The organism is Pluralibacter gergoviae ATCC 33028 = NBRC 105706, from assembly GCF_001598855.1.
Taxonomy (GTDB): domain Bacteria; phylum Pseudomonadota; class Gammaproteobacteria; order Enterobacterales; family Enterobacteriaceae; genus Pluralibacter; species Pluralibacter gergoviae.
Genome location: NZ_BCZS01000004.1, coordinates 230,021 through 244,875, shown reverse-complemented (window position 1 = coordinate 244,875; position 14,855 = coordinate 230,021). Strand labels below are relative to the sequence as shown.

The window sequence follows — 14,855 nt, the reverse complement described above, 5'->3', positions numbered from 1 at the left end:
TTAGTCGGATGGATAAATAAAGAAATTGGAGAGCAGGAAAGGAAGTTGAAGTAAATTATGGGGATTTATTTTTATTTTCTGATACAGATAAAGACGTATGAGCATTTATTACTCATACGTCTTTTGGTTCACATTTAACAACGACGGCGTTCAAGTTTATCCTGACATTCCGTACAGGTTGTTACGCCTGGTAGTGCCTGACGTCGTTTTTCAGGAATAGGTTTACCGCATAAACGGCAGTGGAATAATGATGGTGTTGTTCCTGGTTTGAAACGGCTCTGTTCAATCATCTCTTCCAGTCGTTGTTCATTGAACTCCTGATCGCGGTCGATCTCATCCGGCATTTGATGCCCTCCTGTTGGCGGCTTCCTTTTCGCAGAGTGTGATGCGCTTCCAGATGGTGGTGAGAGACAGACCTTCGGCGTCCGGCAATAGCTTTTCCGTCACCTGCATCATGGCGGCCAGCGCGTCGGAGGATTCAAGGTTATCCACCCGACATTTTTGCCATTGCCTCCAGATTTCGGCATCTGTCTCTTCATCTGGTTCAGGCGTCCGCCCATACGGCACGCTGACACTCAGCAACCGGCGACGAAGGCAGACTTCATTTGATGTCAGGCCAAAATAGTGGTTGAGCAACGAGATAGAGCCACCCAGGCGGATAGCACGGTTAATCTCCTGTTGATACTGGTATTCCTGGCGGGCCTGCGCCAGTAAATGATGCAGAACATCATGGCGGACACTGACCGAAACAAAGGGAACTGCCGCCCGGCTGACCGTAAACAGTTCATCGAGTGATAACTGATTAAGAGCATTCATTTCGTCGAAAGTAAATCCGAGGGATTTACAGTGACGAATATTGCCTTCTTTCAGAGCGTGCAATGCATCAGTTAAGATGGTGTAATTAATTAATGGAATCATTCTGTTATCTCCTCAATCCATATGGAAAATTTGAGCAAATAAACGGACATTTTTAACTGATCTAACGTCCGGCTAACTTAAGGTTGATCCATTCATCAATTTCCGATTCGAGCCAGGCCACACTGGCCGGGCCAATTTTTATTGAACGTGGGAACGAACCATTTTTCATATACAAGTAAATTTGAGAGCGTTTCAAACCGGTTTTTTCTTCGACCTGTTTTAAACGTAATAACTGATGTGATGTCATTGTATTCTCCTATTGTGGAATGACTGGTGCATGTCCAGAGAAAATAAAAGAACACAGCAGTAAGCTTAGGAAAAGCCGATAGCACCTTATTACTGATGGGAAGATCCTTAGTACGGTTTTGTAGTGAATAAATAATAAGTTATTAGTTGTATAAGGATGTGGAGAAGGATAGTTGTGCTGCTGTGTAGTTTTCAGCGTTTCGCTGCTGCAATGGTGTCATGACTTAGCGTGATAATGAGGACAATAAAAAGATGCGGTTAAATACATTCATTGTGAATTTCAGTCAGGGGGGGGCGTTACCACTGTGGCGGTAATGCGCTATGAAGCATCGCCATAGAAGTGTTCTGTGTGGTCGAAACATATATGCTCAACTACTTCCTTAACACAATGCTGAATTGATTGTGCTTCCCGATCATGTATAGACCGATCCAACAGATATAATACCGTCCTTTGATTCTTGTTATCGTTAAGGCGGCTGAGGCAATATAGTCCTGGCTGGAGGTTCCATGCGGTAAAGATTCTGTAGTGTGATCCCCCGCACAGGGAGACGGATATGGCAGCTCTATGACTCACCTCTGGTTTCTTGGGAAACCTGATGTCGCTAAATATCGGTTAAGTGTGCGCTTGTTTTCCGTTCGGCAAAATAGTGTGCGGGTGTACTGCCCATGGTTTTTTTGAACATGGTGATAAACGCATTAACCGATTCATACCCCAGATTAGCTGCAACATTCTGAACCGAAACGCCGCTAGCCAGTTCCCGGAGAGCAATTATCAGTTGCAGTTGCTGACGCCAGCGTCCGAACGTCAACCCGGTTTCGCGCAGCATTAAACGCGCGAGAGAACGCTCGCTAAGCGCCAGTCTTTTTGCCCATGTTTTGAATGTGCTTCGGTCATCAGGTTGACTGACCAGAGCATCGGCCATGGCGCGGATTTTAGGATGCGACGACACAGGGAGGCTCAGTTTCTGCTGAGGCATGGTGGCTAATTCATCAAGTGTTACTCTGGTCAGTCTGGCTAGATGGCTTTCTGGTGGGTATCCGACGCCCTCGTGGGTTAAACGGGCAATGAGTTCTTTGATCAGACCAGAAATGGCCAGAGTGCAGCATCGCTCCGGCAGCTCGGCGGCTCCAGGCTCGATAAAAAGATAGTTGAGATGCGCATTCCAAGTAGCTTTTGCGCTGTGCGGCACTCCCCCAGGGATCCAGACGGCACAATCAGGCGGCACGATCCAGATATCATTTTCGGCGCGACAAATGACCGCTCCATAGAGGGCAATAATCAATTGCCCTTTGCGGTGCGTATGCACAGGCACTTCGGCCGCGTAATCGACAAAATCCAAATGACGCGCGACTGCGGGGCAGGAGGTGGTATCCGGATCGAACAGCGTATTGGCAAGTGGGGGTAACATAGATTGGCAACATTTAGGTATTTTTTGACAGAATAGAGTATTTAAGTAGATATGCAAGCCGGTAATAATTTCCGGCATGAAAAAATTAACGCGAGTTACTTTCATTTTTTTACACACGATATGCCATCGTCTTCACGGTATGGCTTCTCCTTCACTACTGAATGATGCGAACGCTCTGCTCTATTCGGCGAAGAGTTTTACCGCTGCGATGCTCGCATACTATATTGCATTATCAATTGGCCTGGAGCGGCCTTCCTGGGCAATTATCACCGTATATATTGTTTCCCAAACCTCCGTCGGAGCATCGCTAAGCAGAAGTTTGTATCGTCTGGTGGGAACGGTAATTGGCGCTGGCATGACGGTATTAATTGTACCCACGTTCGTGAATTCCCCCGTATTTTGCAGCGTGATACTGGCAGGCTGGATTACATTCTGCCTCTATTTGTCCTTGCTGGAACGTACGCCCCGGGCCTATGGTTTTGTCCTTGCTGGTTACACTGCGAGTCTGATTGGCTTCCCTGCTGTATCCGATCCTGGCGCGATTTTTGAAATCGCTATCACTCGGGTACAGGAAATCATGATCGGTATCTTCTGCGCGGCACTTATTCATCGCTATGTATTGCCCGCGCGCATCTCAGGCCAGTTCAACAGTAAATTATCGCAGACGCTGCTCGCGGCGCGACAGCGTATCGCAGAGACTTTAACAGGCAAACCCGATCCTGTTTCCTCGCCGCTGCATATGGCACTGGCATTGCAGTTCCTGCAGGGCATCAGCCATCATATCCCTTATGATTTTGCGTTCTCTGTACCGGTCCGGCAAGCGAGAAAAAGGCTTCATGACAGGCTTGCGCGATTAGTCATTGTTAACTGTGAGTTACGTGACCGTTTAGCGCTGATAGCGAAGATACCTTTCGATGTGCAAATTTTAATGGATGATGTTGAGGTCTGGCTGGCCTGCAAAGATGAAGGAAAATTTAAAAGCGAGGGGGAAGAGCTCAAAAAACGCAGTGAAAAATTACTGCAGCGCTATGTCGTACATGAGTTGACGTTTGTAGAAGCACTGCATGTAAGTTTTATGCGCTACATGACAGAGGCCATTGTCCTCGTGCAGCAGTGCTATCGTCTTTCGGATGCCATTCATCACGCGAATCAGATGCCTGCGCACTCAGAAATGAATACCGTGAAAGGGTATGTATTCCACCGCGATCCTCTTACTGCTGCCCGCACCGCATTGGGCGCTTTCACCATCATTTTGAGCGGCTGCATGGTGTGGATTTTCTCGGCATGGCCTGATGGCGGTACGGCAGTATCTATCCTTGGCGTTTGTTGCACACTGTTTGGCAGCTTCGATACGCCTGCCCCGCATATTGTGAAATACATCATTGGTTCCCTCTGGGGAGTTGTGATAAGCCTGATTTACAGCTTCTTTCTCTTACCGCAAGTCAGTGATTTTATCGTGCTGGTAGTGGTTCTAGCTCCGGTATATCTGCTTGCCGGATCGCTCCAGGCAAGGCCGCCCACCACGTTTATGGCGATGGGGATCACACTGACGCTGCCTATTTTGTGCGAGCTGGGTGCTCATTACAGCGGGGATTTTGCCGTGGCGGTGAATACCTCTATCGCATTATTTTCTGCAACTGGCTTTGCGGTATTCAGCATGGGCTTTCTGCAGACTGTGCAGGCAGATGCGGCAATAAATCGCCTGCTTAAATTATGCCAGCGCGATATTAACCGCAGCGTGAAAGGTGTGTTGAATACTGATGAAACTCTCTGGATCAACCTGATGATCGATCGGGCTGCGTTGATACTGCCACGTTTGCCACGCAGCGGACAGTCATCAGAACAGGCATTGAATCATCTTTTGCACACCCTGCGTATAGGCCTGTGTGTAATGCGATTACGCCGATGGGATGCGCATGCAGACAAAGAAATAAAAGAGGTTCTCAATTGTCTTACACACTCGACGGATATTAACACCTTACTTGAACGGATTGTCAGCCTGACTGAGCGTAGCCTGTCCGTAGCAGATGAACTATCGCGGCATCATGTTAATCAACTGGTTGATCTGTACTGCGCATTAAGCACTCAGGAAATGGAGCCTGTCGATGATCAATGATTTCAATATTGAGGGCGTTTTTGTACCCGGTCTACTGTTAATTTCCCTCGTCGCGCTCACCTGTACGCTATTACTCGTGCAGCTTTTCTCGCTAAGCAAGGGTTACCGTCGCTTGCCGTTTCGCCCGATGATCGATTTTTCCATCTTTATTATTACTTTTTACCTGTTATTGCAGGGACTGACCGAACTGGGGTTTTTAAAATGAAATCGTTACTTTCTCTACTGGGCCGCTATTTGCTGACGCTCAGCGCTGTGGCGGTTGCTACGCTTTTGGCTTTTATTCTCTGGAAACATTATGTGCAAACCCCCTGGACCCGCGATGGTCGGGTTCGTGCGGATGTGGTCCAGATTGCGCCGGATGTCTCTGGACCGGTTCTGAATGTGGCCGTCCGCGATAATCAGTGGGTTAATCGGGGCGATGTGCTCTATTCCATTGACCCGCACTGGTTGAGGTTGGCAGTGGTCAGCGCCCAGGCTGATGTTGAGGCGAAACGTCATGAAATGCTGATGCGCCAGGATGCGGCGAGGCGACGCTCTCAGATTAAAGGGGTGATTTCCAGCGAGGATTTACAACAAACAGCCAGCGCAGCCAGCGTCGCTGCGGCTAATTACCACGGTGCACTGGCTGCGCTGGACCTTGCAGAGCTTAACTTATCGCATGCTATTGTTCGGTCACCGGTTACGGGCTATGTCACACATTTGCGGCTTCGCCCTGGTGACTATGCCACAGCGGGAGAAACTAAAGTTTCCATCATTGATGCCAATAGTTTTTGGGTGGTTGGCTATTTTGAAGAGACTAAGTTGCAACATATCCGCACGGGAAATACTGCACACATTACGCTGATGGGATTTAAGCCGGTGATCACGGGTCATGTTGAGAGTATCGGACGCGGAATAGATGATAACAATGACGAGACCGGGGGGCTTGGCCTGCCTAATGTCGAGCCAACCTTTAGCTGGGTGCGGCTCGCGCAGCGTATCCCGGTTCGGATTCATATTGACAGATTGCCGGAGGGAGTTGAATTGGTGGCTGGACTGTCTGCGAGTATATCCATCACACCATAATAAAAAGTATGGTTTCTATTGAGGATTTATGCAGAACTTAGGGATTGTCAGCTCTTGATCTATATGCCTGATGAAAATGTATTTCTAGTAGAGTAATTCTAAGGTTTCGGTTATGAAAAACAGAAAAGATTTTGTAAATGACTTAATTATCTGGATAAACAAAAATATAGAGATGCCACTAAAAATTGATGATGTGGCTATCAGGTCCGGATATTCAAAATGGCATTTGCAGAGACTGTTTTTTTCTGAAACAGGGCAGAGCCTGGGAGGTTTTATCAGAGAGAAAAAATTACGTCTTATTTTAGAGGCTGTTATCACAACAAATGAACCTTTGATAAACATCGCGATGCGATTTGGCTTTGACTCTCAGCAATCATTAACCAGGGCATTTCGGAAAAGGTATAATGTCCCCCCGCACCGGTATAGAAAAAAGGCCGTAAATATTAAAAGCAAGTCTACTAGGGAGTAAGGTAATTACTCGTATCATAAGGATGAGTTTTTAAATATTTAGTAACTATCTGGATTATGGACGGGTTCATCTAGTAATCATGGCCTTAGTACCTCAGTTATATATTTGTTGAACGAAATGAAATCACTCATTTATTTCATTGTAAATGAATCTAAGTCTTTCTGTGCAATGTATGTTTTAGTGTTTTTGCATGTGTAATGTATTGGTGAGTAAATTTTGGATTAATTAATTGGAATATAATTACGAACCCATGTGTGTATTTAATGGTTGGATAAATTAAGGTTAATCTATTTTTCGCATTTTGGATTCGATCGAACCTATGCAGGTCGGCTAAATCCTCCTTGCATAAGGAGTGGCTTTTATGTATGTGTGGGGTTGTAAGCATTTAAGTACTATTTTGTTTTTACATTTCTAATGCTTGGTAATTGATGATATGTATTTATACCCGTAATGCAGAAATATAATATCCTTTGAGGTGACAAGGAAAAAAGAGTCAAAAAAACTAATTATGTCCGTATTACTGATTTTAGAGTCCTTAATACGGACATTTGGGTTTGGTAAAATTCACTTGCGTCAATCCGACATTGATGTGGGGGAACCGCGTACGAGTGCAGTTTTTAACGTATCACCACTGAGCCTGTCGGTAATGCCTTCGTCAGATGCCCATTGTTCGAAAATAGATAGTAGTTTGTACGGTTTACTAATTAATGGACGGATGACTTCATTGTTTTTACAGGCCAGCCAGAAAAAACGAGATAGTGGTGTTGATATTCGCGTTGCAGATAATGGGGGCACTCTGCTATTGGTTATGATGTCAATGACTTTATCAAGTTCAGTGTGTCGAATAACAAACCAGGCATCCCGAGGTAAAATATGAGCCGGGAAATACTCTTTCCCCAGGTAATTATTTATCCTCTTTGAGAATATCTCTTTATGTACATATGGTGAAATGTTTTTAGGGAGTTGCATGATTTTTTGTGTTATTCTTTCTTCCCATGTCATTTTATCGAATAGTTGAAATGGTTCTCCTTGTAAGCTAACTGTTATGCCATGATTAAAATCAATAGCTCCTGTTACAGGTAATGGTATTTTAAGAGATTGGGCAAGTAATTTTTGTACTAGAACATATTCATATCCAATCAATAGAGTGTCAATAACTCTCTCTGTGGGAATGATATATTTGCCAGTAGTGCTAACAATAAAATTATGTCCTTCAATAAACGCTTTTTTGTCAAGAAGGCATAAACGATTTATTGATGACATATCACATGGTCTGAGCCTTACTTTGTAGCCCGACCTCTGTATTTTTCGTAATGTAATTGGCGACTGAAAGTAAATAGAGAGATGAATGCTGCCATGTAATGCATGCTTGTAAATGTCACTTTTTTTTAATTTTCAGTCCTTTTTTATTTATCACTTCGACTGCTTCACGGATAGTCAGCCAGTCAGGCGAACTATAGTTTGTATTTGATAGTGTTTGTTTTTTTGACATAGTGGTTTGCCTCTATTTCTATTTTTTTAAAAAAATACCATGAATTTTCCAGTGAAATTAATTTCATGGTGCGGGATCTATTACGTTATAATATTTGGATTATATTGGTGCGGGGGCTTCTTAGCGTTTCAGTCCCCCATGTCCGGCCTCATATTTCGCAGTGATTGAAAAGAAGAACAAATATCAGGTTAAACTAATTCAATTCTCAAACATTATTTAAGTTGAATGGAAGACATTACATAAATCTGTCTGCTCCGCCTGATGCTTCAATTGTCTGTCCAGTAACAAACTGATTCCTCCCAGAAAGTAGGAACGCAGCAATTGCAGCAATATCTTCAGGAAGTCCAAAGCGGCCCACAGGCGTTTTCTCTTTACCCAGTAATGCCATTACCTCTTCGTCTGTTCTGTCAGCCAGTTCAGGACGACGATTGCGAACATTCGGTAGCATGTTCTGCGCCCAGTTATCCGTCGCGACAGCACCCACTCCGATCGCATTGACCAGAATGCCATCCGGAGCCACGCTAAGTGCTAAACTACGGGTCAGGTTGTTGATAGCGGCGCTCAGTGCGTGTGAGACGGTAAGTTGCGGATTAGGGTAGATACCGCCAATGGATGAGATATTGACAATACGCCCCCAGTTTCGTCTCTGCATCCCGGGGATGATTACCTTACAAAAACGTCGCATGGCGGAGAATTTGGTCTCAGTCATTATCTGCCAGTCTTCTTCCGAAGTGGTTAACAGCGTGCCCGCATGGGCTCTTCCGGCATTGTTCACCAGTAAATCAATACGCTGAAAAACTTTTTCCGCTTGTTCAACCACTAAAGAAGGTAGTTTGGGATCAGTCACATCCCCGGCAATAGGCAGCACCGAAACACCGTATTTCTCTGAAATTTTTTTCGCAGCAAGAATCAGCTCAGGTTCTCGTCTGGCCACCATGACTAAATGCACACCATTCACTGCCAATTCTTCACAAATGCTGAAACCAATTCCGGTACGGGCTCCAGTTACCAGAGCCACTTTTCCAGTCAGTTTTAAATCCATTTGTTGCTCCTCAAGTTAAGCACAGTCAATAACATGAGCAGTATTAGTAACAAATCTCTTTTTCAGGAGCTTGTGCATCAGAATTCAGATGTCTGAAAAAAGCGGTCAAAGAGTTGGGTGTCGCCTTTGCTTATACTCCAGACAATATTGAATTTAGTGCCAGGAGTGGTCAATGCGTTCGGACAATCACGAGCTTTCTTCTACCAGGATTCTTATGCTGGGGATTATTTGTTGTATTGTTGTGGCTAATATTTATTTTAATCAATCTGTCCTGAATTTAATTGTCGGATCATTTCCCAATGAATGGGGAGCTGTTTCTTTGATCCCCATGGTCACCCAGGTAGGCTATGCGGTGGGCTTATTCTTTCTGATCCCCCTGGGCGATTATATTGAACGTCAGCGGCTTATCCTGCGTCAAGCGCAGGTGCTTTTCCTGGCAATGATCGGCATGATGTTATCCCCAACGGCGACAGTGTTGGTGTTCTTCTCCTTCCTTACCGGGATGGCTGCAACAGTAGCTCAACAGATAGTGCCGCTTGCCGCCTCGCTCTCAAGAACTTCTGCACGAGGTAAAACCGTTGGTACTGTGATGAGCGGTGTCCTGGCAGGTATCCTTGCTGGCCGGGCTATCGGAGGCCTTATTGGTCAGTATTTCGGCTGGCGTGGCGTCTTTTTATCCGGCGCGATCATGACATTGCTGGCTATATTTTTCATCTTACGCATTTTGCCTACTCAGTCGTTGTCAACGCCAAAGTTTAACTATCTGGCGGTATTACGTTCATTAGGACTGCTGTGGAAAAACGAGCCGCAGGTGCGTGGTGCAACTCTTACACAAGCAATGCTGTTTGCCTCCTTCAGCGTGCTGTGGACCGTGCTCCCTTTCTGGTTAGCTCATCGCTACGATTACGGTGCAGGGATAACCGGCGCCCTGGCTGCTTTGGGGTTAATCGGTATTCTGTGTGCGCCTCTGGCGGGAAGTTTCAGCGATCGTCAGGGACCATTCCGAATGGTTGTTTTTGGTGTGATACTCATGCTGCTAGCCTGGACTGTTTTTTGGAGATGGAACAGTATTGTGGGTATGGTGGTGGGCATTCTACTACTGGATGCGGGTGAGCAATGTGTACTGATAGCTAATCAGCACACGATTTATTCTTTGCGTCCGGATGCCAGAAACCGTCTTAATACATTATTTATGTGCGTTATGTTTATTGGCGGAGCATGTGGCTCACTGACTGCCACCTGGTTATGGGAGACAACTCATAGCTGGGCGCTGATTTCTTCAGCAGGGGGCGGACTCGTGATCATGGGGATGTTGATAGCCGTAAAACGTAAATATTCAGGTCCCTATTCGGGCACATAGCGCAATAGCACTTCTTACATCCGTCGCATTGTCTGAGTCATCAACATCATGTAAAGCGTCCTGTATCAATTGTTTAGCAGCCCATTTTTCCCCGGCTTCAGCCTGCAATGTCGCCAATGAATAAGCAATACGGAGGGCCCAGCCATGAGCCTGTTGCTGACGCGCTTTGTCCAGGGCCTTCTCCAACAGCAGGCGTTGCTTCTGAGGAGGTAATTGAGTGGCAGAAAGACGCATCAGCTCAGGCGTGCACCAGTTTTCATGATCCTGGCGGGTGGCTCTCAGTGATACCCTGGTATCAATTTCTGACAACAAGGGGGAATATTGCCAGTCTAATCCCATCGCCCGCAACGAGCTAAACAGTGTAGTTTGACTAACATCGGTATGACTGAACTGTTTGGCCCAAACAAGAAACAGCTCGCCGTATGTCTTCCAGAAATATAAATCATGCCTTTTTGCCAGATGAATAAGCCAGTTTGCGGCCTTTATAACCCAACGCGGATTACGATCCAGTGCTGCTGTCATACAAGCGCCTTCAGCCAGTGCACAGCAAAGAGAACAGACATGCTGCAAACGAGCGGCTTTTTTAACACCGCGCCATGCCATCTGTTTCGCGGCCTTATACTCACCCTGTAACCAGAGTAAACGAGACAGAAAGGCCTGACCGGCGCTCGCTTGATCAAGACCAAAACGGAAAGAGTGGCTTAATTCACCATGTTCATACCAATCAAGAGATTGCTGGAGATAATCACGCCCGACATCATGACGGCCCAAAAAATGCAGGGATACACCGAGAATACGCAGCCCGGTTGCCATCGCCTCCTCGTCGGTAATGGACCGTGCTAGCTCGCACATAGATTGCGCATGCTCAAGCGCTTTATCCAACTCGCCAGTACGCAGATAATACAACCATAATCCGTAATGTGCCTGTAAACGTATTTCTTTGTCGTCGAGCTTTTCTGCAATTGTCAGCGCGGTTTTCCAGGCTGAATGTGTTTCAGGCGTAGGGCCTTTTGCCCAGGTTGACGCCTTACCTGCTACAGCGCTGAGATTCATTCTCTGGCGTAGCGTTAATACTACCTGCGAAGTATTTTCATAAAGCAGAGGATAAATATGGCGCTGACATTCATCGTATAGTGAATATTCAATCCAAAAAGGGGTCATCGCTTGTAATATCTTAAGCCCCTTAGAAGGATCGGCCCCCTCAGTCAACGTTTGCTGTAATACACTCCGCAAATCATTAAGCATATGGCTATAACGTTCACGCCACTGTCCCGTTGGCAGCATAAACCAATCACCTTGGGCCTCTTCTACCAGAACTTTATAATAACCGGCAAAACGGGCCTCAAGAACAGTATATTCACCCTGTTGCCTGAGTTTATCGCATGCGAACTGGCGCATGGTTTCCAGCAGGCGGAAACGGGTCTCTGGTACCTGAGTACTGACCTGAATCAGGGATAAAGACAGTAATCTTTGCAGATCGTCAACAACCTGCCAGCGATGCTTGTCTTTAATCAGCAGAAGGTCGCTTACTGATTTCGCACTGAACATATCGGTATAGATCCCCAGAGAGCAAAATAATCGTTGTTCACGTGTGTTGAGCAACTGATAAGTCCACTCCAGCGCGGTCAGTATTTTCTGATGTCTGGGCTCCAGAGATCTGTGAGTATTGCTCAATAGCTGGAAACGGTCTTCCAGTCGGCTATAGATCTCTTTGACACTCATGACTGGCAGACGGGAGGCCGCAAGTTCAATCGCCAACGGCAGACCGTCAAGATGACGGCATAACTCGCCAATCAAAGACAGTTCGCTGGCTGATGGATGGTAATCATGTCGATTTGCCTGCCCGCGTTCGATAAAGAGGCGGACACTGGAAAAAGTCAGTAACTCGTGGGTATCAGCCTCTTCGCTCTCAGGAACTTGTAATGGTGGTAGTAGATATTGTTGCTCGCCGGCAACCTGCAACGCTACCTGGCTGGTCAACAACAGTTTGATATGGGGAGCCAGGTGCAGGAGCAACGTAATCACTGGTTCAAGTTCATTAATTACATGTTCACAGTTATCAATCAGCAGTAAACATCGACGCCGTGCAAGCTGTTGCCGTAAATCGGCATCATTATGAATGGCAGCTAATGGAAGATGGAGCGCTTGTGAAATAACGGATAGCAAGCTGGATGCTTCGGTGATATGAGCCAGTTCAGCCACACATATTCCATCAGGAAAATGCGTGTGTGTAAGACTGACGACTTCCCATGCCAGACGAGTCTTACCCACGCCCACTGAGCCAGTAATCGTCACCAGACGGTATTGATCCAATAAGGCGCATAATTCCTGCACAGCTTTATCACGCCCCAGAATCGACGCTAGAAAAGGGGTAATAGCGGGCTCAGTTATTTTTGATTTAGAGAGAGGTTCAGTTGGCGATTTGTTGATATTAAAGCGATAACCACAACCAAATTCAGTAACCAGTAGATGGCGGTCATGTCCCAGTATGCGGCGTATAGCTGAAATTTGTGCCTGAAGATTATTTTCTTCGACGATTTCATTTCCCCACACTTGCGTAAGTAAAGATTCTTTACTTACCGCTTTACCTCTGGCACTCACCAGAACAACCAGAACATCAAAAGCTCTGGCAGAAATTCTTACTGGCTTACCCCGATGTAACAGAATCCTTAGCTGTGGCCAGATTTGCCAGTCAGCAAAGTGAATCTCATCAATTGATATCATAGTGTTGAGATCTTCTGTTTTGAGCATCACGAACTCTCGCTATGGAGTAAGCCATTTCTAACGAAAGCGGTTATCAGAATCAGGCTACATGTTGAATGTGTTGCATCGGAGTATCACTATTCAATACCACTTTTACCGTTAATGATTATAAAGCCAATAGTGCTATGTGGCATAGCTTTGCGATCAAACTGGTGATGAAAACTGAACTTCGACGAACGATCCACGCTGACAATAAGACGACGATTGGCATCCAACGAAGCGATCAAAGGCTAATTATTGCGATGCCGGTCAGCACCACCACTGCACCGGCAATCCGGCGTGCCAGATGATTTTCACGAAACAGCCAGTACGAAAGAAGGGAGCCGACAATAATGGATGTTTCCCTGAGAGGAGCGACGAGTGCCAGTGGCATGCTCTGCATGGCTGTCAGTACAAGGATGTAGGCAAGGGGAGAGCATACAGCAATGATAAGGATTGGGATGATATCCACACGTACAGCAGTTGGAATGCGATTTCGTCGCCGCATCGCACCAGGGGTAAGAATCAGACTCTGTAGCAGGAGTGTGCTGGCGTAGTAGCGCACTGGATCCAGGTGCAGAGAGATTACCGAATAACCGTCCCAGAGTGTATAGCCAGCGATGGCGGTGCCTGTCGCTGCCCCCCAAAGCATTCCCTGTAGTGGTCGGCTTCCGCTCCTGAACGGATTGCCGGTGACAACGAAAATACCAGCGATAACGATAAAAGCGCCGAGTAAAGCGCCTGGTGAAAGCCGTTCTCCCATGAGAAGGGTTGCAAACAGTATCGTCAGAACTGGTCCACTTCCTCGGGCAATCGGATAAACAACACCCAGTTCGGCGCGCTCGTAGCCAGCCTGCAAGATTAGAGAATAAGCGATATGAAGTGCAGACGAGATAACTGCGCCGACAGCGAGTCTCCAGTCGAGTTCCTGTTGTCCCTCAACTATCAGAATGAGGCTGAACGGGAGCCACAGCAATGCTGAGGCACAGCTGTACGCCCAGACGAACACAAGAGTGTCTTCCCTCTTGTATTTTGAGGCTATATTCCATACTGCATGAGCTACCGCAGCAGTAAGAATCATTGCTACCGTGCTGAACTGCATCAGGACATATCGGGCAAATCAATACCCGCCCGTTCAGCCCGGCGACTTTGTTCTTTATCCCGCAGAGTGAGAGCAGCGACCAGCGTATCAATAACGACGAGCTGGGCCAGTCGACTCCCGGCAGCGGCCATCTGTGCCGGGAGTGGCATTCCGCCAACAACGAGCGAAACGTTGGCGAGTGTCGCCAGTGGGGTATCGTACTGGTTAGTTATTGCAATAAGCGATGCTCCTGCCGAGGATGCTGCATCAGCGATGGAGAGTGTGGATGATGTGCGCCCTGTTGAACTGACGACGATGATGACATCGCCTGGACCGAGTAGACGAGCAGCAATCATCGCTGATAAATAATCCTGGATACTGACGGTTATCACACCCGCCGTCCGCAAACGAAAGACCGCATCAGCGGCAACCGTCGCAGAGGGACCAGCACCAAATGCAAATACCTGGCGTGCGCTCTGGATTAAATCGACCGCCTCATCAAGTGCGGAGATTTCGATAGCACCGCTGAGCGCAGTCAGTGCGTCTACACCAGCACGAATTGATGTTTCCAGCACTGATGCCAGCGTCGCATCCGCTGTAAGAACTTCAGGCGGGGCAAAGAATTGGGCAGTGCCACGAGCCCGGGCAATCTCTATCTTAAGTTCAGTGAACCCGGTGAAACCGATCGCTCGTGCAGCGCGTATTACTGTCGGCGGTGATACACCAGCACGGGTGGCAACCTGTGCTGCCGTGCTTGTACCGACAAATAAAGGATCGACAAGCAGGAGATCGACAACTTTAGCCTCACTTGCAGCGAGGTCGCCGCTTCGGGCGTGAATGCTGCCAAGCCATTGCTGTAACCGCTGCTCACCTTCTGAAATTATATTACCATTTTCTTTATTCATATGTAATATA

Annotated in this window: 13 protein-coding genes and 1 pseudogene; 5 read left to right on the top strand and 9 right to left on the bottom strand. The window is 46.8% G+C overall.

Features of this window, described 5'->3' with window-relative positions; translation table 11 throughout:
• Positions 1-134: 134 nt before the first annotated feature.
• The 4 genes from ENGE1_RS26825 to ENGE1_RS06885 form a co-directional block, all read right to left on the bottom strand.
• The gene (locus tag ENGE1_RS26825; RefSeq protein WP_048211278.1) at positions 135-344 is read right to left on the bottom strand and encodes a TraR/DksA family transcriptional regulator; all 210 of its coding nucleotides are present in this window, start codon (positions 342-344) and stop codon (positions 135-137) included.
• Positions 334-918 carry a DUF2857 domain-containing protein gene (locus tag ENGE1_RS06890; protein ID WP_064360572.1) on the bottom strand — a complete coding sequence of 195 codons (585 nt, stop codon included), beginning with the start codon at positions 916-918 and terminating at the stop codon, positions 334-336. Before ENGE1_RS06890 ends, ENGE1_RS26825 begins: the two co-directional genes overlap by 11 nt.
• Positions 919-979: 61 nt before the next feature.
• Positions 980-1,165, bottom strand: coding sequence for an AlpA family transcriptional regulator (locus ENGE1_RS26820; RefSeq protein WP_032936812.1), 186 nt, complete (start codon positions 1,163-1,165; stop codon positions 980-982).
• A gap of 601 nt (positions 1,166-1,766) precedes the next feature.
• Positions 1,767-2,573, bottom strand: a complete 807-nt coding sequence (locus tag ENGE1_RS06885) for an AraC family transcriptional regulator (protein ID WP_049096918.1) — start codon at positions 2,571-2,573, stop codon at positions 1,767-1,769.
• 76 nt (positions 2,574-2,649) lie between these two features.
• On the opposite strand from ENGE1_RS06885, the gene ENGE1_RS06880 reads away from it, so the two are divergent.
• The 4 genes from ENGE1_RS06880 to ENGE1_RS06865 all read left to right on the top strand — a co-directional run bounded on the left by ENGE1_RS06880 (position 2,650) and on the right by ENGE1_RS06865 (position 6,223).
• Positions 2,650-4,689 carry an FUSC family protein gene (locus ENGE1_RS06880; RefSeq protein WP_064360571.1) on the top strand — a complete coding sequence of 680 codons (2,040 nt, stop codon included), beginning with the start codon at positions 2,650-2,652 and terminating at the stop codon, positions 4,687-4,689.
• Positions 4,679-4,894 carry a DUF1656 domain-containing protein gene (locus tag ENGE1_RS06875; protein WP_004899298.1) on the top strand — a complete coding sequence of 72 codons (216 nt, stop codon included), beginning with the start codon at positions 4,679-4,681 and terminating at the stop codon, positions 4,892-4,894. The genes ENGE1_RS06880 and ENGE1_RS06875 overlap by 11 nt, the downstream gene beginning before the upstream one ends.
• Complete coding sequence (locus ENGE1_RS06870; protein WP_004899294.1) at positions 4,891-5,754, top strand: efflux RND transporter periplasmic adaptor subunit; 864 nt, start codon at positions 4,891-4,893, stop codon at positions 5,752-5,754. The genes ENGE1_RS06875 and ENGE1_RS06870 overlap by 4 nt, the downstream gene beginning before the upstream one ends.
• Before the next feature lie 112 nt (positions 5,755-5,866).
• Complete coding sequence (locus ENGE1_RS06865) at positions 5,867-6,223, top strand: helix-turn-helix domain-containing protein (RefSeq protein ID WP_064360570.1); 357 nt, start codon at positions 5,867-5,869, stop codon at positions 6,221-6,223.
• 573 nt (positions 6,224-6,796) lie between these two features.
• On the opposite strand, the pseudogene ENGE1_RS26815 reads toward ENGE1_RS06865, so the two are convergent.
• Positions 6,797-7,715: pseudogene (locus ENGE1_RS26815) on the bottom strand (hypothetical protein).
• A 235-nt stretch (positions 7,716-7,950) separates the two neighbouring features.
• The gene (locus tag ENGE1_RS06860; RefSeq protein WP_064360569.1) at positions 7,951-8,757 is read right to left on the bottom strand and encodes an SDR family NAD(P)-dependent oxidoreductase; all 807 of its coding nucleotides are present in this window, start codon (positions 8,755-8,757) and stop codon (positions 7,951-7,953) included.
• Positions 8,758-8,929: 172 nt separating this feature from the next.
• On the opposite strand from ENGE1_RS06860, the gene ENGE1_RS06855 reads away from it, so the two are divergent.
• Positions 8,930-10,117, top strand: a complete 1,188-nt coding sequence (locus tag ENGE1_RS06855; RefSeq protein WP_064360568.1) for an MFS transporter — start codon at positions 8,930-8,932, stop codon at positions 10,115-10,117.
• On the opposite strand, the gene ENGE1_RS06850 is transcribed toward ENGE1_RS06855, so the two are convergent.
• From ENGE1_RS06850 to ENGE1_RS06840, 3 genes are all read right to left on the bottom strand, one after another.
• Positions 10,094-12,868: a winged helix-turn-helix domain-containing protein gene (locus ENGE1_RS06850; RefSeq protein ID WP_064360567.1), complete on the bottom strand. Its 2,775-nt coding sequence runs from the start codon at positions 12,866-12,868 to the stop codon at positions 10,094-10,096. The two genes, ENGE1_RS06855 and ENGE1_RS06850, sit on opposite strands and share 24 nt — an antisense overlap.
• Positions 12,869-13,103: 235 nt before the next feature.
• The gene (locus ENGE1_RS06845; RefSeq protein WP_049097172.1) at positions 13,104-13,961 is read right to left on the bottom strand and encodes a DMT family transporter; all 858 of its coding nucleotides are present in this window, start codon (positions 13,959-13,961) and stop codon (positions 13,104-13,106) included.
• Positions 13,961-14,845, bottom strand: a complete 885-nt coding sequence (locus ENGE1_RS06840) for a MurR/RpiR family transcriptional regulator (protein WP_064360566.1) — start codon at positions 14,843-14,845, stop codon at positions 13,961-13,963. Before ENGE1_RS06840 ends, ENGE1_RS06845 begins: the two co-directional genes overlap by 1 nt.
• Between the last annotated feature and the right edge of the window lie 10 nt (positions 14,846-14,855).

Coding starts and splice junctions, on each gene's coding strand:
- ENGE1_RS26825 (WP_048211278.1), bottom strand. CDS start 344: ATGCCGGATGAGATCGACCGCGATCAGGAGTTCAATGAACAACGACTG.
- ENGE1_RS06890 (WP_064360572.1), bottom strand. CDS start 918: ATGATTCCATTAATTAATTACACCATCTTAACTGATGCATTGCACGCT.
- ENGE1_RS26820 (WP_032936812.1), bottom strand. CDS start 1,165: ATGACATCACATCAGTTATTACGTTTAAAACAGGTCGAAGAAAAAACC.
- ENGE1_RS06885 (WP_049096918.1), bottom strand. CDS start 2,573: ATGTTACCCCCACTTGCCAATACGCTGTTCGATCCGGATACCACCTCC.
- ENGE1_RS06880 (WP_064360571.1), top strand. CDS start 2,650: ATGAAAAAATTAACGCGAGTTACTTTCATTTTTTTACACACGATATGC.
- ENGE1_RS06875 (WP_004899298.1), top strand. CDS start 4,679: ATGATCAATGATTTCAATATTGAGGGCGTTTTTGTACCCGGTCTACTG.
- ENGE1_RS06870 (WP_004899294.1), top strand. CDS start 4,891: ATGAAATCGTTACTTTCTCTACTGGGCCGCTATTTGCTGACGCTCAGC.
- ENGE1_RS06865 (WP_064360570.1), top strand. CDS start 5,867: ATGAAAAACAGAAAAGATTTTGTAAATGACTTAATTATCTGGATAAAC.
- ENGE1_RS06860 (WP_064360569.1), bottom strand. CDS start 8,757: ATGGATTTAAAACTGACTGGAAAAGTGGCTCTGGTAACTGGAGCCCGT.
- ENGE1_RS06855 (WP_064360568.1), top strand. CDS start 8,930: ATGCGTTCGGACAATCACGAGCTTTCTTCTACCAGGATTCTTATGCTG.
- ENGE1_RS06850 (WP_064360567.1), bottom strand. CDS start 12,868: ATGCTCAAAACAGAAGATCTCAACACTATGATATCAATTGATGAGATT.
- ENGE1_RS06845 (WP_049097172.1), bottom strand. CDS start 13,961: ATGCAGTTCAGCACGGTAGCAATGATTCTTACTGCTGCGGTAGCTCAT.
- ENGE1_RS06840 (WP_064360566.1), bottom strand. CDS start 14,845: ATGAATAAAGAAAATGGTAATATAATTTCAGAAGGTGAGCAGCGGTTA.